The sequence below is a fragment of the Mesorhizobium sp. M7A.F.Ca.CA.001.04.2.1 genome (assembly GCF_003998485.1).
Lineage (GTDB): Bacteria > Pseudomonadota > Alphaproteobacteria > Rhizobiales > Rhizobiaceae > Mesorhizobium > Mesorhizobium ciceri.
In genome coordinates, this window is record NZ_RZQT01000032.1 from 1 (window position 1) to 20,265 (window position 20,265).

The 20,265-nt window shown below is 63.5% G+C and carries 19 protein-coding genes; 15 read left to right on the forward strand and 4 right to left on the reverse strand.

What is annotated here, in order from left to right:
* Positions 1–91: 91 nt before the first annotated feature.
* Together EN955_RS12810 and EN955_RS12815 are read right to left on the reverse strand one after the other, a co-directional pair.
* Entirely contained in the window at positions 92–406 is a 315-nt protein-coding gene (locus EN955_RS12810) for a MocE family 2Fe-2S type ferredoxin (RefSeq protein ID WP_013528358.1), read from the reverse strand.
* 88 nt (positions 407–494) lie between these two features.
* Positions 495–1,586, reverse strand: coding sequence for a fatty acid desaturase family protein (locus EN955_RS12815; protein ID WP_024502008.1), 1,092 nt, complete (start codon positions 1,584–1,586; stop codon positions 495–497).
* A 170-nt stretch (positions 1,587–1,756) separates the two neighbouring features.
* Here EN955_RS12815 and EN955_RS12820 point away from each other — a divergent pair, with 170 nt between their 5' ends.
* The 7 genes from EN955_RS12820 (at position 1,757) to EN955_RS12855 (ending at position 9,535) form a co-directional block, all read left to right on the forward strand.
* Complete coding sequence (locus EN955_RS12820) at positions 1,757–2,788, forward strand: LacI family DNA-binding transcriptional regulator (protein WP_013528360.1); 1,032 nt, start codon at positions 1,757–1,759, stop codon at positions 2,786–2,788.
* 300 nt (positions 2,789–3,088) lie between these two features.
* Complete coding sequence (locus tag EN955_RS12825; protein ID WP_024502009.1) at positions 3,089–4,030, forward strand: sugar ABC transporter substrate-binding protein; 942 nt, start codon at positions 3,089–3,091, stop codon at positions 4,028–4,030.
* Positions 4,031–4,144: 114 nt separating this feature from the next.
* Complete coding sequence (locus EN955_RS12830) at positions 4,145–5,221, forward strand: ABC transporter permease (RefSeq protein WP_013528362.1); 1,077 nt, start codon at positions 4,145–4,147, stop codon at positions 5,219–5,221.
* Between the two features lie 2 nt (positions 5,222–5,223).
* Positions 5,224–5,991, forward strand: a complete 768-nt coding sequence (locus EN955_RS12835) for an ATP-binding cassette domain-containing protein (RefSeq protein WP_023810655.1) — start codon at positions 5,224–5,226, stop codon at positions 5,989–5,991.
* Between the two features lie 110 nt (positions 5,992–6,101).
* A complete protein-coding gene (gene iolG, locus EN955_RS12840) occupies positions 6,102–7,097 on the forward strand; it encodes an inositol 2-dehydrogenase (RefSeq protein ID WP_024502010.1) in 996 nt (331 codons plus the stop codon).
* 34 nt (positions 7,098–7,131) lie between these two features.
* On the forward strand, positions 7,132–7,926 hold the full coding sequence (locus tag EN955_RS12845) for an SDR family oxidoreductase (RefSeq protein ID WP_013528365.1): 795 nt from the start codon (positions 7,132–7,134) through the stop codon (positions 7,924–7,926).
* 517 nt (positions 7,927–8,443) lie between these two features.
* Positions 8,444–9,535 carry a 3-deoxy-7-phosphoheptulonate synthase gene (locus EN955_RS12855; protein WP_024502011.1) on the forward strand — a complete coding sequence of 364 codons (1,092 nt, stop codon included), beginning with the start codon at positions 8,444–8,446 and terminating at the stop codon, positions 9,533–9,535.
* Between the two features lie 34 nt (positions 9,536–9,569).
* On the opposite strand, the gene EN955_RS12860 is transcribed toward EN955_RS12855, so the two are convergent.
* The gene (locus EN955_RS12860) at positions 9,570–10,205 is read right to left on the reverse strand and encodes a LysE family translocator (RefSeq protein WP_024502012.1); all 636 of its coding nucleotides are present in this window, start codon (positions 10,203–10,205) and stop codon (positions 9,570–9,572) included.
* A 129-nt stretch (positions 10,206–10,334) separates the two neighbouring features.
* Between EN955_RS12860 and EN955_RS12865 the strand changes: the two genes are divergently transcribed.
* Entirely contained in the window at positions 10,335–11,036 is a 702-nt protein-coding gene (locus EN955_RS12865) for a YafY family protein (RefSeq protein WP_024502013.1), read from the forward strand.
* Positions 11,037–11,047: 11 nt separating this feature from the next.
* Here EN955_RS12865 and EN955_RS12870 read toward each other — a convergent pair whose 3' ends face one another.
* Positions 11,048–12,157, reverse strand: coding sequence for a Gfo/Idh/MocA family oxidoreductase (locus EN955_RS12870; protein ID WP_013528369.1), 1,110 nt, complete (start codon positions 12,155–12,157; stop codon positions 11,048–11,050).
* Between the two features lie 155 nt (positions 12,158–12,312).
* On the opposite strand from EN955_RS12870, the gene EN955_RS12875 reads away from it, so the two are divergent.
* The 7 genes from EN955_RS12875 to EN955_RS12905 all read left to right on the forward strand — a co-directional run bounded on the left by EN955_RS12875 (position 12,313) and on the right by EN955_RS12905 (position 20,252).
* Positions 12,313–13,158: a MurR/RpiR family transcriptional regulator gene (locus EN955_RS12875; protein ID WP_024502014.1), complete on the forward strand. Its 846-nt coding sequence runs from the start codon at positions 12,313–12,315 to the stop codon at positions 13,156–13,158.
* A 141-nt stretch (positions 13,159–13,299) separates the two neighbouring features.
* On the forward strand, positions 13,300–15,234 hold the full coding sequence (gene iolC, locus EN955_RS12880; RefSeq protein ID WP_024502015.1) for a 5-dehydro-2-deoxygluconokinase: 1,935 nt from the start codon (positions 13,300–13,302) through the stop codon (positions 15,232–15,234).
* 34 nt (positions 15,235–15,268) lie between these two features.
* Complete coding sequence (gene iolD / locus EN955_RS12885) at positions 15,269–17,119, forward strand: 3D-(3,5/4)-trihydroxycyclohexane-1,2-dione acylhydrolase (decyclizing) (RefSeq protein WP_024502016.1); 1,851 nt, start codon at positions 15,269–15,271, stop codon at positions 17,117–17,119.
* A 114-nt stretch (positions 17,120–17,233) separates the two neighbouring features.
* Positions 17,234–18,151 carry a myo-inosose-2 dehydratase gene (gene iolE, locus EN955_RS12890; RefSeq protein WP_024502017.1) on the forward strand — a complete coding sequence of 306 codons (918 nt, stop codon included), beginning with the start codon at positions 17,234–17,236 and terminating at the stop codon, positions 18,149–18,151.
* A gap of 58 nt (positions 18,152–18,209) precedes the next feature.
* Positions 18,210–18,428 (forward strand): hypothetical protein, encoded by a 219-nt coding sequence (locus tag EN955_RS12895; protein WP_024502018.1) that lies wholly within the window; start codon positions 18,210–18,212, stop codon positions 18,426–18,428.
* Positions 18,429–18,578: 150 nt separating this feature from the next.
* Positions 18,579–19,391 (forward strand): 5-deoxy-glucuronate isomerase, encoded by an 813-nt coding sequence (gene iolB, locus EN955_RS12900; RefSeq protein WP_024502019.1) that lies wholly within the window; start codon positions 18,579–18,581, stop codon positions 19,389–19,391.
* A 153-nt stretch (positions 19,392–19,544) separates the two neighbouring features.
* On the forward strand, positions 19,545–20,252 hold the full coding sequence (locus EN955_RS12905) for a DUF1045 domain-containing protein (RefSeq protein ID WP_013528376.1): 708 nt from the start codon (positions 19,545–19,547) through the stop codon (positions 20,250–20,252).
* Positions 20,253–20,265: the final 13 nt, after the last annotated feature.

Genomic DNA, 20,265 nt, shown 5'->3' on the forward strand with positions numbered 1-20,265 from the left:
TGCCCCTGATAATCGAGGTCGCGCAGCGCCAATGCCGCCCGCCCGCCGCATTCGCCGGCGCCGATGATGAGCATCCCCCCCGCCATATCGGTCATCCGATCTGGATCAGGACTTTGCCGGCATCGACCTTGACCGGATAGGTCTTGAGATTGATGCAGACCGGGGCGCCGCGGGCGTCACCCGTCTTGTAGTTGAAGCGCCCATTGTGCTTGGGGCATTCGATGATGTCATCCATCACCAGCCCGTCGGCCAGGTGCACCTTTTCATGCGTGCAAAGGCCGTCGGTGGCGAAGAACTCGTCGTCGGGGCTGCGATAGATGGCGAAGGTGCGGCCGCCATGGTCGAAGCGCATCACATCCTCCTCGTCTATGTCGCCGGTGGCGCAGGCCTCGACCCAGTCGCTCATTCAAGTCCTCCCAAAAGCAAAAAAGTGCGCAGCGGTTTTCCGTCCGGAATTGCGTTAAATAAACAGTCTGGATCGGATGGAAGCACGATCATTCCGCCGCGGCGGCGATAGTGTCGTTGTGGAATTCCTCGCGATATGGCCGTGCGGTCGGCGGCAGCTCGCGCTTGAGGAAATAGTCCTCGTTGCGCAGCTGGCGCAGGAAGACCGGGATCATCTCGCGGTAGCCGGCCAGGATCGACGGTGTCGGTTCCGGCAGATCGTGCTTGATCAGTTCGTGCAGCCTCGGCAGCGCATGATAGGGCACCATCGGAAACATGTGATGCTCGACATGGTAGTTCATGTTCCAGTAGATGAACCGACTGATCGGGTTCATGTAGACGGTGCGGCTGTTGAGCCTGTGGTCGGTGACATTGTCGGCCAGGCCGCCATGCTGCAGCAGCCCGACCATGACATGGTGCCAGGCGCCGTAGAGCCTAGGCAGGCCGACCAGCATCAGCGGCAGGAACGAACCGGTGTAGAGCGCCAGCCCGACGGTGGCGGCATAGATCGCCGTCCAGATGCGGGCGACGCGGATCGCCTTGGGCTGTTCCTGTTCTGGAATGAAGGTCTTTTCGGCGGCGCTGACGGTGCCGGCGGCGTTGCGCAGCATATCGCTCATCGCATGCCAGGCGTCGAGCACGCCGACGAAGCCCAGCATGGCGCGAACCAGATCCGGCGGCCGCATCACCGAGATTTCCGGGTCGCGGCCGACGATGATGGTGTCGGTGTGGTGGCGCGTGTGGCTCCAGCGCCAGGTCACCGGATTGCGCATGATCATGAAGCAGGCGATCTGATAGACCGCATCGTTCATCCATTGCGTGCGGAAGGCGGTGCCGTGACCGCATTCGTGCCAGCGTGAATCCGTCGAGGAGCCGTAGAGCACGCCATAGACGAAGAAGAACGGCACGCACCACCATGTGCCCCAGAGCCAGGCGCCGCCGGCGCCACTGACGATCAGGGCGGCGAACCAGATCGCGGTATCGCGGATCGCCGGCCCGTCGGAGCGCTGCATCAGCTCCTTCATCTGCTTGCGCGGTATGTCGGTGTGATACCACTCGGCCGCCGACAGGCCGGTCTCGACGGCGAGCTTGGCGTCGCGGCCGATCAGGCTGTAATCACGCCGGGACGGCGCAGTGGACATGATTGCCTCCCTCGGCAAAGGCATCCGCCAGAGCGAATGCCATGAAATCCCTTGGCTTCAGGCGTCAAAGTAACGCCGACCGATGATAGACTCAACATCATAAAGATAGTTTCTATCATTTCCCATCAGGATGATGTACGAAGGGCTCGAGCAAACCCGACGAGGCAAGCATGGTGAAGCGGCCGACAATATCCGATCTGGCGCGCATCTCGGGCGTCAGTGTCGCCACCGTCGACCGCGTGCTGAACAACCGGCTGCCGGTGCGCGAAGAGACAGCGCGCCGCGTCTACGAGACCGCTACCGACATCGGCTACCACGCCGCCGGCCTTATCAAGCAGCGCATGCGCCAGGAGTTGCCGGAGTACCGCCTGGGCTTCCTGCTGCTGCGGGGCAATGATGCCTTCTACGGTGACTTCGCGCGGGAACTCGAACTGGCCATCTCGCAATCGCAGCGCTTCCGCGGCGTTGCGAGCATCGATTTCGCCAGCTCCCTGGCTCCCGACGAGATCGCCTTGCAGATGCGCAGGCTGGCGGCGAAATCGAGGGCCATCGCCGTGGTCGGTCCGGACCATCCGACCCTGACAGCGGTCGTGGAAACCTTGAAGGCGAGAGGGCAGCCGGTCTTTTCGGTGCTGTCCGATTTTGCCGCCGGCATCCGGGAGGGCTATATCGGCCTCGACAACCGCAAGGTCGGGCGCACCGCCGCATGGATGATCTCCAAGGCAGCCAAGCGGCCCGGCAAGGTCGCCCTCTTCGTCGGCAGCCACCGCTTCCACGGCCATGAGCTGCGCGAGATCGGCTTTCGCTCCTTCTTCCGCGAGCATGCGCCGGAGTTCAGCGTGCTTGAAACGCTGGTCAATCTGGAAGCCAACCAGGTGACCCATGACGCGATGATCGATCTTCTGGCGCGCTATCCGGATCTTGCCGGCTGCTACGTCGCCGGCGGTGGCATGGAAGGCGCGGTCTCGGCGCTGCGGGCAGCGAAGCCCGCGACCATGCCGGTGGTCGTCTGCAACGAGATCAACGCCGAGTCGCGCGCGGCACTCGCCGACAACATCCTCACCATGGTGATCTCGACCCCGCTCGCTGCTTTATGCCGTGAGCTCGTCGACCTGATGGCGCATGCCATCGAAACCGGCGCCGCCAACGCTCCGGGCCAGACCTTTCTGCCCTTCGACATCTATCTGCCGGAAAACATCTAGCCAGCCGCCGCGCGAGGTGCCGAGGCAAATGATAGAATCCATCAGAGCGATGCGTAAATCGGCCCGCAGGCCGCGGAATCGCCCTTGACGCCCCGATGTGAAATGGAATAAATATTTCATCATCTGTATATTTTGGTTCTTTCGTTCCGGAATATCTGTTTCAAACAGAGGGTTTGACGTTCCAGCCAACGGCAAGCGTCACCCGGAATAGAAATGACATCAGGGAGAGATTCCCCGGGGAGATCGGGGATTCCGGATAAATCGGTGAAACCGGACACCAATATGTGGAGGAGAAACACAATGAAGAAATTGATTTTAGGCGTCGCCTTCGCGGCGCTGATGAGTTCATCCGCTCTGGCCGCCAAGGTTGGCGTGTCGATGGCCAAGTTCGACGACAACTTCCTGACCGTGCTGCGGAACGGCATGATCGAGCAGGCCAAGGGTATGAGCGGCGTCGAGCTGCAGGTCGAGGACGCGCAGAACGACGTTGCCAAGCAGCTTGACCAGATCAAGAACTTCGCCGCTTCGGGCGTCGACGCCATCATCGTCAACCCGGTCGACACTTCGGCCACGCAGGCGATGTCGGATGCCGCCGCCGCAGCCAAGATCCCGCTGGTCTATGTCAACCGCGAGCCGGTCAACGTCGACACGCTGCCCGACAACCAGGCCTTCGTCGCCTCGAACGAAGCCGATTCCGGCACGCTCGAGACCAAGGAAGTCTGCCGCCTGTTCAAGGAAGCCGGCAAGAAGGAAGCCAATGTCTATGTGATCATGGGCGAGCTTTCCAACCAGGCCGCCGTGCAGCGCACCAAGGACATCGACGATGTGATCGCGACGCCGGATTGCAGCTTCATCAAGATCATCGACAAGCAGACGTCGAACTGGAACCGCGACGAGGCGCAGAACCTGATGACCAACTGGCTGTCGACCGGCAAGCCGTTCGATGGCGTCATCGCCAACAATGACGAAAGCGCCATCGGCGCCATCCAGGCGATGAAGGCCGGCAACATCGACATGAAGGCGGTTGTCGTCGGCGGCGTCGATGCCACCCAGGACGCGCTGGCGGCCATGCAGGCAGGCGACCTCGACGTAACCGTGTTCCAGGACGCCGCCGGCCAGGGCGCCGGCGCTCTCGATGCGGCGCTCAAGCTCTCCAAGGGCGAGAAGGTCGAGCACAAGGTCTACGTGCCCTTCCAGCTGGTGACACCAGCCAACATCGACAAGTTCCTGAAGAAGAACTGAGCCGCCAGCGGTTCGATACGGAGCGGCGCTCTCGATCAAGACAGCGCCGCTCCCCTCTCTCCCTCAGCGCCGGCACGGCGCGAGGGCGACCGCGGCTGATGGAGGACAGAATACGTGGCACAGACATCTCATGGCGTCGGCGGCGTCGGTTATGATGCGAAGAAGCGCACATGGCCGGCCGAGTTCAATGTTTTTCTGGCACTGGTCATTCTCGTCGTCATCTTCGAACTCATCGGCCGCATCTTTCTCGGCGACAGCTTCCTGTTCAACACACGCAGCGATGTCGGCGGCATCTTCAACGAAGCGCGCCTGCAGATCATCATCCTGCAGGTGTCGATCGTCGGCATCATCGCCATCGGCGTGACACAGGTCATCATCACCGGCGGCATCGACCTGTCCTCGGGCTCGATCGTCGGCGCGACCGCCATGATCGCCATGAGCTTCGCCCAGGTGGCGACGGTCAACGGCAACCCCAATCCCAAGGCGATGTTCCTGGCGCAAGGCTGGACCGACCTGCCTGTCATCGTGCCGCTGCTGGTGGCGATCGCCTGCGGCCTCTTCGCCGGCCTGGTCAATGGCGCGCTGATCGCCTACACGCGCATTCCGCCGTTCATCGCCACGCTCGGCATGATGGTGACCGCGCGCGGCATCGCCAAATGGTGGTCCAAGGGCCAGCCGATCTCGTTTCCCACCGAGAGTTTCGCCAGCATCGGCAAAGGCCTGATGCCGGTCGTCATCTTCCTGTCGCTGGCCATCCTGTTCCAGCTGATCATGACCTATACGAGGTACGGCAAGCACTGTTACGCGATCGGCTCCAACGAGGACGCCGCGCGCATGTCCGGCATCAAGATCGCCAATCACAAGATCCTGGTCTACGTCATCGCCGGCATTCTCGCCGCGCTCGCCGCCGTGGTGCTGAGCTCCAAGAACCTGACCGCGCAGTCCGGCATGGGCGTGATGTACGAACTCGACGCCATCGCCATGGCGGTCATCGGCGGGGTCTCGCTGTCGGGCGGCCGCGGCTCGATCATCGGCACGGTGATCGGCTCGCTGATCTTCGGCGTCATCATCTCCGGCTTCACCTTCCTGCGCCTCGACGCCTACTACCAGGAGATGGTCAAGGGCGTGATCATCGTCGGTGCGGTGGTTCTCGACCAGTGGCGCCAACGCCTGCGGGCAATGAGGGCATGACCATGTCAGACATCGTCCTGAAGACCGAAAACCTGACCAAGCGCTATGGCGGCGTGCATGCGCTGGAAGGCGCGAACTTCGAGCTGCGCAAGGGCGAGCATGTCGCCATCATGGGCGACAACGGCGCCGGCAAATCGACCTTCGTGCGCCAGATCACCGGCGTCGAGCAGCGCACCAGCGGCCAGATCTGGTTCGACGGCAAGGAAGTGAATTTTGCCGGGCCGATCGAGGCCCGCACGGCGGGCATCGAGACCGTGTTCCAGAATCTGGCGCTGGCCGACGATCTCGACGTGCCGTCGAACCTGTTCCTCGGCCGCGAGAAGGTTTTGTTCAACCTCGGCCCGTTCTCGATCCTCGACCGCAAATACATGCGCAAGGCAACCGAGGCGGCGCTGGTCCGCACGGCGGTGAAGATCCCCAATCTGTCCAACACCATCCGCCACATGTCAGGCGGCCAGCGCCAGTGCGTGGCGATCGCCCGGACGGCGACCTTCGCCTCCAAGCTGATCATCATGGACGAGCCCACCGCCGCCCTTGGCGTGCAGGAGACCGCGCAGGTCGAAAACATCGTGCGTACGCTGAAGGACAATGGCGAGCCGCTGATCCTGATCAGCCACAATATGCGCCAGGTGTTCGATCTCTGCGACCGTATCGTCGTGTTCCGGCGCGGCCGCATCGTCGCCAATCTGCGCAAGGAGAACACCGACGGAAACGATATCGTCTCCTACATCACCGGCGCCAAGACCGGGGAGGCGGAACTCGCGGCCTAAAACAGGATGGTCATCCTGTTTCTGGCGCGCTCGAAAAATAGCCTTGCCACCTTTCCCCAAAAGCAAGGTGCGGACAACTCTCTCCAACCCATTCCCCAGAGGAAATACCCATGACCGTTCGCTTCGCTCTCCTCGGTGCCGGCCGCATCGGCAAGGTCCACGCCCGTGCCGTCGGCTCCAATCCGCAGGCCAAACTGGTTGCGGTTGCCGATGCGTTCGAGAAGGCGGCCACCGAACTGGCCAGCGCCTATGGCGCCGAGGTGCGCAGCATCGAGGACATCGAGAAAGCCGGAGATATCGACGCCGTCATCATCTGCACGCCGACCGACACCCATGCCGATCTGATCGAGCGCTTCGCCAAGGCCGGCAAGGCGATCTTCTGCGAGAAGCCGATCGACCTCGACGTCAAGCGCGTCGAGAAATGCCTGGCCGTGGTCGAGAAGACCAAGGCGACGCTGATGGTCGGCTTCAACAGGCGCTTCGATCCGCACTTCGCCGCCGTGCGCAAGGCGATCGACGACGGCGCCATCGGCACCGTCGAGATGGTCACCATCACCTCGCGCGATCCCGGCGCGCCGCCGATCGACTACATCAAGCGTTCGGGCGGCATTTTTCGCGACATGACCATCCATGATTTCGACATGGCGCGCTTCCTGCTCGGCGAAGAGGTCGTGGCGGTCAGCGCCCATGCCTCGGTGCTGGTCGACAAGAAGATTGGTGATGCCGGCGATTTCGATAGCGTCAGTGTCATCCTCGAAACCGCTTCCGGCAAGCAGGCCGTCATCTCCAACTCGCGTCGCGCCACCTATGGCTACGACCAGCGCATCGAGGTGCACGGCTCGAAAGGCATGGTTGCCGCCGAGAACCAGCGCCCGGTGTCGATCGAGCTGGCCAACGAGAAGGGCTATACCCGCCCGCCGCTGCACGACTTCTTCATGACCCGCTATCTCGACGCCTATGCCAATGAGATCGCTGCTTTCATCGCCGCAGCGACGTTAGGCAAGAAGGCCGCGCCGAGCGGTGCGGACGGACTGGTGGCGCTGAAACTGGCCGACGCAGCGCTGAAATCAGCGACGACCGGCAAGACTGTCCGTCTCGACCAGTAAGAGAACCCTAAGGAAAAACCACAGGAGCAGAGCGATGAGCGCATCAGCCGATCGCAATTCACAGACACGCGCCATCGTCACCGGCGGCGCGCAAGGCATTGGCTTTGCCGTCGCCGAAGCCTTGGCCGATGAAGGCTGCCGGGCACTGGCGCTCATCGGCCGCTCGCAGGAGAAGGGCGACAAGGCTGTCGCCCATTTCAAGAAAGCCGGCGTCGATGCGATTTTCATCAGCGCCGATGTGTCAAAAGTGGCGGACTGCAAGCGCGCGGTCGCCACCGCGATCTCGCATTTCGGCACCGTCAACGCGCTGGTCAACGCCGCCGCCACTTCGGCGCGCGGTTCGCTGGTCGAAACCTCCGAAGAGTTGTTCGATACGATTTTCGATACCAATGTGCGCGGCCCGTTCTTCCTGATGCAGGGCGTGGTGGCGCATCTCCTGGAAAAGAAGGCACCCGGCTCGATCGTCAACGTGCTGTCGATGTCGGCGCATACCGGCCAGTCGTTCCTGACGCCCTATTCGACCAGCAAGGGCGCGCTGATGACGCTGACCAAGAACGTGGCCAATGCCTATCGCTACAACCGCATCCGCTGCAATGCGGTGCTGCCCGGCTGGATGGACACGGAAGGTGAGGATATCGTGCAGAAGAAGTGGCACGACGCGCCGGACGACTGGCTGGCGAAGGCCGAAGCGACGCAGCCGATGGGCCAGTTGGTCAAGCCGGACCAGCTTGCCCGTCTGATCAGCTACATGGTCAGCCCACAGTCCGGTGTCATGACCGGGTCGCTGGTCGACTACGATCAAAGCATTGCGGGGGCGTCACCGGAGTAACGCCGGCGAGTCTCAAACGCCCATCACTTCGTCATCCACGGGCGGAGCAAGGAGCGTAGCGACGCAGCGCAGACCCGAGGATCCATGCCGCGACTTCTGAGCGTTGCTGCGGTGCGGAATTCTGCTCCGCTGCACCATTCGGCCAAAGTCACGGAATGGATCCCAGGGTCTCCGCGACGGAGCTTCGCTCCTGCTCCGCCCAGGGAGGACGAAGTTTGGGTGCTTCGGCCATCCCGAATTGTCTCCGCATCAGGGCACGTGACAAGTGCCTCCGCATCGACTATATGAGCCTCATGATCAACCTGACCGCCACATATTGGTACTTTAGGAGCTCGCTGGCGGCGGGAGGATTGCGCTCGATCTGAAGATTGCAGCAACAAGATCCGAACAGCCGCCATACCTGGCGGCTTTTTTGTTTTCAGCCGGCAGGTTCCCTCTAAATCAAAGAGGAGCATGATGTCGTCCGAAAACCGCTTCACACTTTTCGGCATCATGCTCTCGACAGGAGCAGAAAGCCGTGTTGACCACCACAGACGACCTCCGGGTCAAGGAAATCCGAGAACTGAGCACACCGGACGAGGTGATGCGGGAGATACCGCGCACTTTGACGGCGACGCGCACCGTCAGCGCATCGCGCAACGCAATCCATGCCATCTTGAACGGGACCGACGACCGGCTGCTCGTCATCGTCGGCCCGTGTTCGATCCACGATCCGGTCGCGGCCGTCGATTACGCCAGCCGTCTGGCGGCGCTGCGCGAGAGCCTGTCGGACCGGCTGGAGATCGTGATGCGGGTCTATTTCGAAAAGCCGCGCACGACGGTCGGCTGGAAAGGCCTGATCAACGATCCCGACCTCGACGGCAGCTTCAACATCGACAAGGGGCTGCGGATGGCACGCAATGTGCTGTCGGCCGTCAACAATCTCGGCCTGCCGGCGGCGACCGAATTCCTCGACATGACCACCCCGCAATACATTGCCGACCTCGTGGCCTGGGGCGCGATCGGCGCGCGCACGACCGAGAGCCAGATCCACCGCGAACTGGCCTCGGGCCTCTCCTGCCCGGTCGGCTTCAAGAACGGCACCGACGGCAATCTGCGCATAGCCGCCGAGGCGGTGAAATCCGCCGCGCAGCCGCATCATTTCATGGCGGTGACCAAGGGCGGGCGCAGCGGCATCGCCACGACCACGGGCAATGAGGACTGCCACGTTATCCTGCGCGGCGGCGTTCAGCCGAACTATGACACGGCGAGCGTCGAAGCCGCCGCTGTGGAACTCGCCCGCATCGGCGTTGCGCCCCGTCTGATGATCGACGTCAGCCACGCCAACTCGGCCAAGAAGCCCGAGAACCAGCCCAAGGTGGCGGCAGATGTCGCCGGCCAGGTCGCGGCAGGCGACGAGCGCATCATCGGCCTGATGATCGAGAGCAATCTCGTCGCCGGCCGGCAGGACGTGGTGCCGGGCAAGCCGCTGGTCTATGGCCAGAGCATCACCGATGGCTGCATCGACTGGGCGACCACCGAGACGGTGCTGCACGGCCTTGCCGGCGCCGTCGAGTGGCGCCGCTCGGCACGCCGCGCCATGATCGACAACCGGCAGGGAGCTGCCTGATAGGGCATAGGGAAGTGGGCGGCGGTGACCGGGATTACGCCGCCCTTAATCCTTCCCATGCCGTGAACACCGACACGGCAAAGAGCAGCAGTCCGGCCGCCCGGCCGGCAAAAATGGTCGCCCGCGGATTGGCGATCAGAAGGTTGCGGCTGCGGCCGGCCGTGATAGCCAACCCGCCATAGATCGCAGCCTGCGTCACCACGGTCAGCAGCCCCATGACCGTCGCCTGCATCCAGATCGGACCGTAGTCCGGTTTCAGGAACTGCGGGTATACGGCAAGCACGAACAGGTATGCCTTCGGGTTGATCAGGCAGGTCACAAACCCCTGGCGAAACGCCTTCCACGCGGAACGGCTGCCGGCAGGCCCCTCCTGGCCGACAGTGATGGAACTGCGCATCAGCGTGATACCGATGAAGGCCATGTAGGCGGCGCCGGCAAGCAGAAGGGGCTTGAACAGGATCGGCACGAAATGCATCAGCAGGCCGACGCCGATGGCGCCGTTCAGCGTGTGCACCATGCCGCCGACCATGATGCCGCCGGTCGCAGCAAGGCCTCGGTCGCGGCCGCCGGTCAGTGCATTGGCAAGCACGAAGAGCATGTCCATGCCCGGAACGGCGATGATGCCGAACAGCAGGATAAAGAAAAGCCAGAGATTTTCCGCATAGCCCATGTCAGTTGCCTGCCGCCTCGCTCCGCCAAACCGCAGCGGAACCTGTTGATTTTCAATTCGATAGGCGCTCCTATAGGTCAGCCCAACTGACGATGGTGTGTCAGTTGTGATGGAAACCGGGCGAGAAAAATGCGCAAGGCGTCGCGCCTGTTCGAGATCATCCAGATCGTGCGGCTGGCGCGGCAGCCGGTGACGGCAGCGACGATCGCCGAGCGGCTGGAGGTGACGGTGCGCTCGATCTATCGCGACATTGCCGCCCTGCAGGCGATGCGCGTGCCGATCGAGGGCGGACGCGGCATCGGCTACATCCTGCGTCCCGGCTTCGACCTGCCGCCGCTGATGTTCTCGATCGAGGAGATGGAGGCGATCGTCCTGTCGCTGGCGCTGCTGGAGCGCACCGGCGACAGCGAGCTCAAGCAGGCGGCCAAGCGCGTCAGCGCCAAGATCGCCGGCGCGGTGCCGCCGCCCTTGCGCCAGGTATTCGACGCCAATGCGCTGCATGCGTGGGGGTTCGCCGCGCCTTCGACCGGCGCGATCGACCTTGCGCTGGTGCGACGCGCCATCCGCGACGAGGAGAAGCTCGACCTCTCCTATCGAGACGAAATGGGCCGCGCCTCCGAGCGCCTCATCCGCCCGATCGCGCTGATCTACTACGCCGAAACCGCCAACATCGTCGCCTGGTGCGAGCTGCGCCAGGCGATCCGCAATTTCCGCAGCGACCGGATCGCGGATTGCCAGGCGACCGGGTTACGCTTCAAGGGCGAAGGCGACCGCTTGCGGCAGGTCTGGGTGAATGGATGGGAGACGAACGTCGCTGCCACGGTCGTCTGAGCGGGCTTATATCACCGTACGTCCACCCAGCGCTTTTCCTCGAACGAGCGCGCCATCGCGTGCACCGTGCGCTCGATCTCCAGCCCTTCGGCAAACTCGATGAGCCGCGCCGGCTTGCCTTCAAGCCGCGTCAGCAATTCGTGGCACTCGATGATCTTGAGATCGTTGAAGCCGAGGCCATGGCCCGGCGCCGGCACGAAGAGGTCATAGGGCTTGTGGTGCGGCGCCACCAGGATGGTGCGGTAGCCCTGTTCGGTCGGCCGGTCTGATGTGAGATAGAGCTGGAATTCGTTCGATCGTTCCTGGTCGAACAGGATCGACCCTTTAGAGCCGAAGATCTGGACGGCGATGCGGCCCTTGCGGCCCCAGGCCGAGCGGTTGACCAGCAGCGTGCCGGCAATGCCGTTTTCCAGATGCATCAGCACGCTGGCGATGTCGTAGGTCTCCACCGCGCGACGACCGCCGCTGGCCAGCTTGCGATCGGCATAGGGTTTAGCCATGTCGCAGATGACACTGGCGACGCGGCCGAACAGGGCCGAGACCAGAGACAGCGGATGCACGGCGAAATCGTCGAGCGCGCCATAGCCGGAAGCTGCTTCGTGCTTCCAGAAGAACAGCGCTTCGGGGTCGGCCATGAAGTCCTCGTCCATCTCGATGCGCAGATGGTTGACCTCGCCGATGATCTTCTCTTCCAGCAGCGCGCCGATATGGCGGATGGCCGGGCTCTGGATGTAGTTGTAGCCGAGGGCCGCGACCTTGCCGGACTTTTTCGCCGCGGCCGCCATCGCCTCGGCCTCGGCAAAGCTCGGCGCCATCGGCTTTTCGCACCACAGATGCTTGCCTGCTTCGAGGATGGCGACGGCCATTTCCGGGTGGAACTGGTTGGGCGTGGTCAGCGAGACGATGTCGACTTCGGGATCGTTGACGACGGCGCGCCAGTCGCCCGACGCCTTGGCGAAACCGAACTCGCCGGCCTTGCGCCGGGCAAGCTCTTCATTGACCTCGCCGAGATGGACCAGCCGTGGCTTGGCCACGTCGGGAAAGACAGCGCTGACGGCACTCCATGCGATGGCGTGACACTTGCCCATGAAACCCGTACCGATGAGACCGACGCCGACCATTTTCCGTTTCTCCACTGCTTGAAGCGCTGCGTGGATGAATTAGTCCATTTTCTCCTGAAATGGAATGTCTGCCTCATTTTTTATGGTGTTCTTGCGCAGGCTCGCTATGATGAGGCACAGAGGACGCTTCACGCATGAGCCTGGACAGAGCGACGATGGACGAACGGGTACCTCGCGATTTCGAGACGCTGCGCACCACCATCCTGGAGCGACGCGAAAGCCTGCCGAAGCGCATCGCCCAGATCGCTGCCCATGCGCTCGACAATCCCGACGATATCGCCTTCGGCACCGCCGCCAGCATCGCCGCTTCGGCCGGCGTGCAGCCTTCGACCCTGATCCGATTTGCCCAGCAGCTTGGCTTCGATGGTTTCACCAGCCTGCAGCAGGTGTTTCGCGAGCGGCTGCGCGAGCGCAACTCATCCTATGACGAAAGGCTGCAGGCGCTGCGCGTCAAGGCTGAGGGAGGCGCCGGCCACCGGGCGATCTTCGACGGCTTCGTCGCCGCCGCCTCGACCTCGCTCAACGATATCTCGCGCACGCTGGACGAAGCGCATCTGGAAGACGCTATTTCCCTGCTGGCAAAGGCGGAAACCATCTATGTGCTGGCCAAGCGGCGCTCCTATCCGGTGGCGTCCTACATCGCCTATGCACTGGGCAAGCTGAAGATCCGCAACCAGCTGATCGAATCGGCGGCCGGGCTGAATGCCGAGATGATCGGCTTCGCCACGCCGGCGGATGCCGTCATCGCCATCTCCTTCTCGCCCTACGCGCCCGCCACGATCGAGGAGGCGCGCAGCATTTCGGAACAGGGCGTGCCGATCGTCGCCATCACCGACAGCTCGTTTTCGCCGCTCGCCCAGTTCGCCAAGGTCTGGTTCGAGGTTGCCGAGGCCGATTTCGCCGGCTTCCGCTCACTGTCGGCGACAATGGCGCTGGCCATGGCACTGACCGTCGGCGTCGGCGAGAAGCGGCGCGACACGGGCAGGAAGCGCAAGGCCTGATCCACCGCCGAAAAGGTACTTTTCACCGAAGGAATGCTCATTCCATATTGACTATGGATTGGAATTATTATTTCATATTCCCGGCGCCACGCTGCCGCTCGCGCGTGTACCCCAACACAACAAGGCCGACGGGAGGTTCCAATGAGCGAAGCCGTGGACGCTGAATACGCGCCGCTGGACGTCATCACCATCGGTCGCGCTTCCGTCGACCTTTACGGCCAGCAGATCGGCTCGCGGCTGGAGGACATCACCTCCTTCGCCAAGTCGGTCGGCGGCTGCCCGGCCAACATCTCGGTCGGCACCGCCAGGCTCGGCCTGCGCTCGGCGCTGCTCACCCGCGTCGGCGACGAGCAGATGGGCCGCTTCATCCGCGAGCAGCTGACGCGTGAAGGCGTCAATGTCGACGGGCTCAAGACCGACAAGGAGCGGCTGACCGCACTGGTGCTGCTGTCGGTCGAGGACGAAGGCGTCTCGCCGATGATCTTCTATCGCTCGGACTGCGCCGACATGGCGCTGGCGCCGGAAGACATCGATGAGGCCTTCATCGCCTCGGCGCGCTCGATCGTCGTCACCGGCACGCATTTTTCCAGGCCCAACAGCGATGCCGCGCAGCGCAAGGCGATCCGCATCATGAAGGCCAAGGGCGGCAAGGTGGTGTTCGACATCGACTACCGGCCGAACCTGTGGGGTCTCGCCGGCCATGCCGAAGGGTTCGAGCGCTATGTGAAATCGGACCGGGTCTCGGCGCAGCTGAAGACGGTGCTGCCCGACTGCGACCTCATCGTCGGCACCGAGGAAGAGATCATGATCGCGTCGGGCGCCGATGATTGCCTGAGCGCCTTGAAGACAATCCGCTCGCTGTCGTCCGCCACCATCGTCCTGAAGCGCGGCGCGATGGGCTGCATCGTCTATGACGGACCGATCAGCGACGATCTCGAGGACGGCGTCGTCGGCAAGGGGTTTCCGATCGAGATCTACAATGTGCTCGGCGCCGGCGACGCCTTCATGTCGGGCTTCCTGCGCGGCTGGCTGGGCGGCGAAGACCATGCGACGGCGGCGACCTGGGCCAATGCCTGCGGCGCCTTCGCCGTGTCGCGGCTGCTCTGCGCGCCGGAATATCCGACCTTCGAGGAGCTGCGGTTCTTCCTCAAGAACGGCAGCAGGCATCTGGCGTTGCGCAAGGACGAGGCGATCAACCACATCCATTGGGCAACGACGCGCCGGCGCGACATTCCCTCGATGATGGCGCTCGCCTGCGACCACCGCGTGCAGCTCGAGGATGTGGCGGCGAAGGCCGGTGCCGATCCCGCACGCATCCAGGATTTCAAGGTGCTGGCGGTCAAGGCGGCGGCGAAGGTTGCCGCCGGCCGCGACGGCTACGGCATGCTGATCGACGAGAAACACGGCCGCAAGGCGATGTTCGAATTCGCCAGGCATTCCTTCGCCTGGCTCGGGCGGCCGGTGGAGCTGCCGGGTTCGCGGCCGCTGCGCTTCGAATTCTCGCAGGACATCGGCTCGCAGCTCACCGAGTGGCCGGTCGACCATTGCATCAAATGCCTGTGCTTCTATCATCCCGACGATCCGGCGGCGCTCAAGGACGAACAGCAGCAGAAGTTGCGCGCGCTGTTCGAAGGCGCGCGGAAGGTCGGCAGGGAGCTTCTCATCGAGATCATTGCCGGCAAGCATGGCAAGCTCGACGACACGACGATCCCGCGCGCGCTGGAGGAACTCTATGCGCTCGGCATCAAGCCGGACTGGTGGAAGCTCGAGCCGCAGGCGTCGAGCGGCGCCTGGGCGAAGATCGAGGCCGTGATCCTGAAGCACGACCCCTGGTGCCGCGGCGTCGTGCTGCTGGGCCTGGAAGCGCCGCAGGACGAGCTGGAAGCGGCGTTCGCCGCCACCGCCAAGGCACCCATCGTCAAGGGTTTTGCCGTCGGCCGCACCATCTTCGTCCATGCGGCCGAACAATGGCTGGCCGGCAGGATGTCGGATGACGAGGCGATCGCCGACATGGCGCAGCGCTTCGAACAGTTGACGGATGCGTGGCTTGCCGCGCGCGGCCGCAAGGCGGCATAAGAAGGCGCGGAATAGGACTGCGGAGGAAAACACCATGAGCAAGACAATCCGCCTGACGATGGCGCAGGCGCTGACCCGCTTCCTGTCGCGCCAGATGACTGAGATCGACGGTAGCAAAGTCCCGATCTTCGGCGGCGTCTGGGCGATCTTCGGCCACGGCAATGTCGCCGGCATCGGCGAGGCGCTCTATCAGGTGCGCGACGAACTGCCGACCTTTCGCGCCCACAACGAACAGGCGATGGCGCATGCGGCAATCGCCTACGCCAAGGCCAATTTCCGCCGCCGCTTCATGGCCGCGACCTCTTCGATCGGCCCCGGCGCGCTCAACATGGTGACGGCGGCGGCGCTCGCCCATGTAAACAGGTTGCCCGTCCTGTTTTTGCCAGGCGATGTCTTCGCCAACCGCATCCCCGACCCGGTGCTGCAGCAGGCCGAGGATTTTTCCGACGGCACGGCGACGGTCAACGACTGCTTCCGTCCGGTTTCGCGCTATTTCGACCGCATCACCCGGCCGGAGCAGATCATTCCTGCGCTGAGCCGTGCCATGGCCGTGCTGACCGATCCGGCCGAATGCGGCCCGGTGACGCTGTCGCTCTGCCAGGACGTCCAGGCCGAAGCCTATGACTATCCCGAGAGTTTTTTCGCGGAGCGCGTCTGGCACCAGCGCCGGCCGCGCCCGGATCGCCAGGAACTGGCGGCCGCGGTCGCCGCGCTCAAGGGTGCAAAAAAGCCGTTGGTGATCGCCGGCGGCGGTGTCCTCTATTCGCAGGCGTCGGACGAACTGGCGAAATTCGCCGAGGGCGCCGGCATTCCTGTCTGCGAGACGCAAGGCGGCAAATCCTCGCTGCCGGACAACCACCTGCTCAACATGGCGGCGGTCGGCGTCACCGGCACTTCTGCCGCCAACCGGCTGGCTGAGGAAGCCGATCTCGTGCTGGCCATCGGCACGCGCCTGCAGGATTTCACCACCGGTTCGTGGGCGCTGTTCAAGAATTCGGGCAAGACCATCATCGGACTCAACGTGCAGCCCTTCGATGCCGGCAAGCACCGCGCCCTGCCGCTGGTGGCCGATGCGGCCGAGGGCCTGGCGGAACTCGGTGCTGCGCTGAAGGACTGGAAGGCGCCGGCAAGCTGGACCGACAATGCGTCCTCCGGCAAGAAGGCCTGGGCGGTCGAGGCGGCCAAGGTGACGGCGTCGACCAATGCCGCCTATCCGTCCGATGCGCAGGTGATCGGCGCGGTGCAGCGCGCCATGGGCTCCGGTGTGACGCTGCTGAATGCCTCCGGCGGGTTGCCGGGCGAATTGCACAAGCTTTGGCAGGCGGGCGCGCCCGGCTCGTACCATGGCGAATACGGCTTCTCGACCATGGGCTATGAGATTGCCGGCGGGCTCGGCGCCAAGATGGCGAAGCCCGGCGAGGAGATCGTCGTCATGATCGGCGACGGCTCCTACCTGATGATGAATTCGGAGATCGCCACCTCGGTGATGCTCGGCCTCAAGCTGACCATCGTGCTGCTCGACAACCGCGGTTACGGCTGCATCAACCGGCTGCAGATGGCGACCGGCGGCGCCAACTTCAACAATCTGCTGAAGGACTCGCGCCACGAGGTTCTGCCCGACATCGACTTCGCCGCGCATGCGGCGAGCATGGGGGCGATTGCCGAGAAAGTGCCGTCGATCGCCGGGCTGGAAAACGCGCTGGCACAAGCCAGGAAGAATACGCGCACCACGGTGCTCGTCATCGACACCGACCCGCTGGTTTCCACCGATGCCGGCGGTCACTGGTGGGATGTGGCGGTGCCGGAAGTGTCAGTGCGGCCGCAGGTCAACGCGGCGCGCAAGGCGTATGACGAAAAGCGGCAGATGCAGACCATCGGCGATTGATAGAGGCGCCGAAGCTCCTCCTTCTCCCTGTCTCTACACGGGGAGAAGATGCCGGCAGGCAGATGAGGGGCGGCGCCAACGAGCAAGAAACTGTTTTAGGACCGGAGTGACGACTTGAAAGCCAAACTGGGCATGTCCCCCATTGCGTGGTGGAACGACGATCTTGCGGAGCTCAGCGATGACGTGTCGCTGGAAGAATGTCTGCGCCAGTCGCGCTCGGCCGGCTTCACCGGCATGGAGATGGGCCGGCGTTTTCCCAATGACCCCGAAATCATGCTGCCGATCCTGAAGGCCGCCGACGTCACGCTGTGCGGCGGCTGGTTCTCGGGCACGCTGGTCGATGGGGAGATGGCCGACAACAAGGATCGCATCCAGCCGATGATCGACCTGTTCAAGGCGGTGAACGCGCCTTGCATCGTCTATGGCGAGGTTGGCCGTTCGATCCAGGGCGACCGCTCGAAGCCGCTGGCGACCAAGCCGAAGCTGTCGGACGACGAGATGAAAGCCTATGCGAAGCGCCTGACCGAATTTGGCGAATGGTGCGCCGAACAAGGCATGCCGCTGTCCTACCACCACCACATGGCGGCAGTGGTCGAGACCGAGCCGGAACTCGATGCCTTCATGCGCTATTCCGGAGCCGGCATTCCGCTGCTGCTCGATGCAGGCCATCTGGCATTCGCCGGCGGTAACGTGCTGCGCGCCATCGACAACCATCATACCCGGATCAGCCATGTGCATGTGAAGGACGTCCGCATGGGGGTGATCGAAAAGCTCGACCGCACGAAGCAGTCCTTCCTCGACGCGGTGGCGCTCGGCGCCTTCACCGTGCCGGGCGACGGTTCGCTGGACTTCGGCGCCATCGTGCAGCGCTTCGCCGACCATGGCTATGAGGGCTGGTTCGTGGTCGAGGCCGAGCAGGACCCGAAGAAGAACCCGCCGCTCAGGATGGCGCAAGTGGGCTACAAGGAATTGATGCGCGTCATGACGGCGGCCGGATACACGGTCGAGACGCAAGGCTTTCCAAATGTCTAGTCTCCCAATGGCTGGTGCGACGGGTTCCCGGCGAGGCCGATTGCTGTAGATTGGCCCGATGAAAGATTCCGAACACCCCTTCTTCCGGCCTTTGTGGCGGCGTGTCGCCGTCGTCGCGGTCTGCGTCATCTGGTCGATCATCGAGTTCGCCACCAGCACGCCGTTCTGGGGCATGATCGCGCTCGGCTTCGCCGGCTACGCCGTCTGGCAGTTTTTTTATCTCTACAAGCCTGCTGACGAGGCGAGGCCTCCGGTCGGGCCCGAGCCGAAGGAGTGACTGATCGCATGCGTCGGCGGTTAGCTTCCAGTGCTTCTAACTTCGTCATCCTAGGGTCTCCGCGACGGAGCTTCGCTCCTGCTAGGCCCTAGGGTGACGAAGTTGAGAGGCTTCGGCCGATCTCGAAGATTTGCGATAGGAGAGACAAAAATGTCGAAGCTGCTCGTCAAAGCCGACAAGGGCCACGGTCGCGTCGCCCATGTGACGCCGAAAAGCGCCGGCTGGACCTATGTCGGTTTCGACCTGCATCGGCTGAATCCGGGCGAGAGCGCCTCCGGCAAGACGGAGGATCGCGAAGTCTGCCTGGTGTTCGTCACCGGCAAGGGCAAGGCTTCAGCCGGCGGCAAGGATCTCGGCCTGCTCGGCGAGCGCATGTCGCCCTTCGAGGGCAAGCCGTGGTCGGTCTACATTCCGCAAGGCTCCGACTGGTCGGTGACCGCGGACACCGAACTGGAACTCGCGGTCTGCTCGGCGCCGGGTCTTGGCGGCGGCCTGCCGGTTCGCGTCATCGGACCGGACGATCTCGGCCAGGAGGTGCGCGGCAAGGGCACCAACACGCGCTATGTCACCAACATATTGCCGGAGGGCAAGCCGGCCGATTCGCTGCTGGTGGTCGAGGTCATCACGCCCGGGGGGCATACGTCGAGCTATCCGCCGCACAAGCACGACCAGGACAATCTGCCCGCTGAATCCTACCTCGAGGAAACTTACTATCACCGCCTCAACCCGCCGCAGGGCTTTGCCTTCCAGCGCGTCTACACCGACGCCGACAAGAACGGTCATCGCGCGCTCGACGAAGCAATGGCGATCGAGGATGGCGATGTCGTGCTGGTACCCAGGGGTTATCACCCCTGCGCCGCCTGCCATGGCTACGACCTCTATTATCTCAACGTCATGGCAGGACCGAAGCGGACGTGGAAGTTCCACAATGCGCCCGAGCATGAATGGCTGATGAAGGCCTGATCGGTCGCTGCGTGAGCACTCGCTCCCTGGTCCAGCACGAAAAAATCGTCGGCTAATGACCCCGCCGCAGCGTTTTGTTACCTGAAAGCCAGCAAGGCTTCGTCAATTCGTCATGGAAATGGCCTATGGCAGCGAAGCTGACAAGGACTTTCCATGCGCTACGCCCTCTATTTCACTCCCCGGCAGGACGAGCCACTGGCGCGGATTGCCGCCGACTGGCTGGGCCGCGACCCGTTTGGCGCCGCGACGAGGCCGGTCGAAGCGGTGGCCGACCTGTCGGCGGCGGAAGTCGCTTTCCACACCGCTTCGGCGCGCCGCTATGGTTTCCATGCGACGCTGAAAGCACCGTTCCGCCTGGCTGCCAACGAGACGGAAGTCTCGCTGCGCGCCGCACTCGACCATTTTGCCGAGGTGACGCCGGTGGTGACCATCCCCCGTCTCGTGGTCAGCCAGATCGACGGCTTCTTCGCACTGGTGCCGGAAGGGCCAGTGCCTGCGCTCAACCGGTTCGCCGATGACGTGGTGCGCGACTTCGACCGGTTTCGCGCACCGCTGAGCGAGGCGGAAATCGAGCGGCGCAGCCCGGATTCGCTGAAGCCGGCCGAGTTCCGCAATCTCTGCCAATGGGGCTACCCCTATGTCTTCGAAACCTTTCGCTTCCACATGACGCTCTCCGGCCGGGCGGGGTCACAGGAGAGCCCGCGTTTGCGCGCAGCGATCGACAGCCTGTTCGCGGAAGTGCTGCAACAGAAGGTGCTGGTGGATGCGCTGACCTTATTTGTCGAAACCGAACCGGGTGCGCCGTTCATGGTGCTCTCGCATCACGCGCTCGGGCGCCGCCCGGCCAGAAAAACCGCCTGAAGGACTGCCTGAA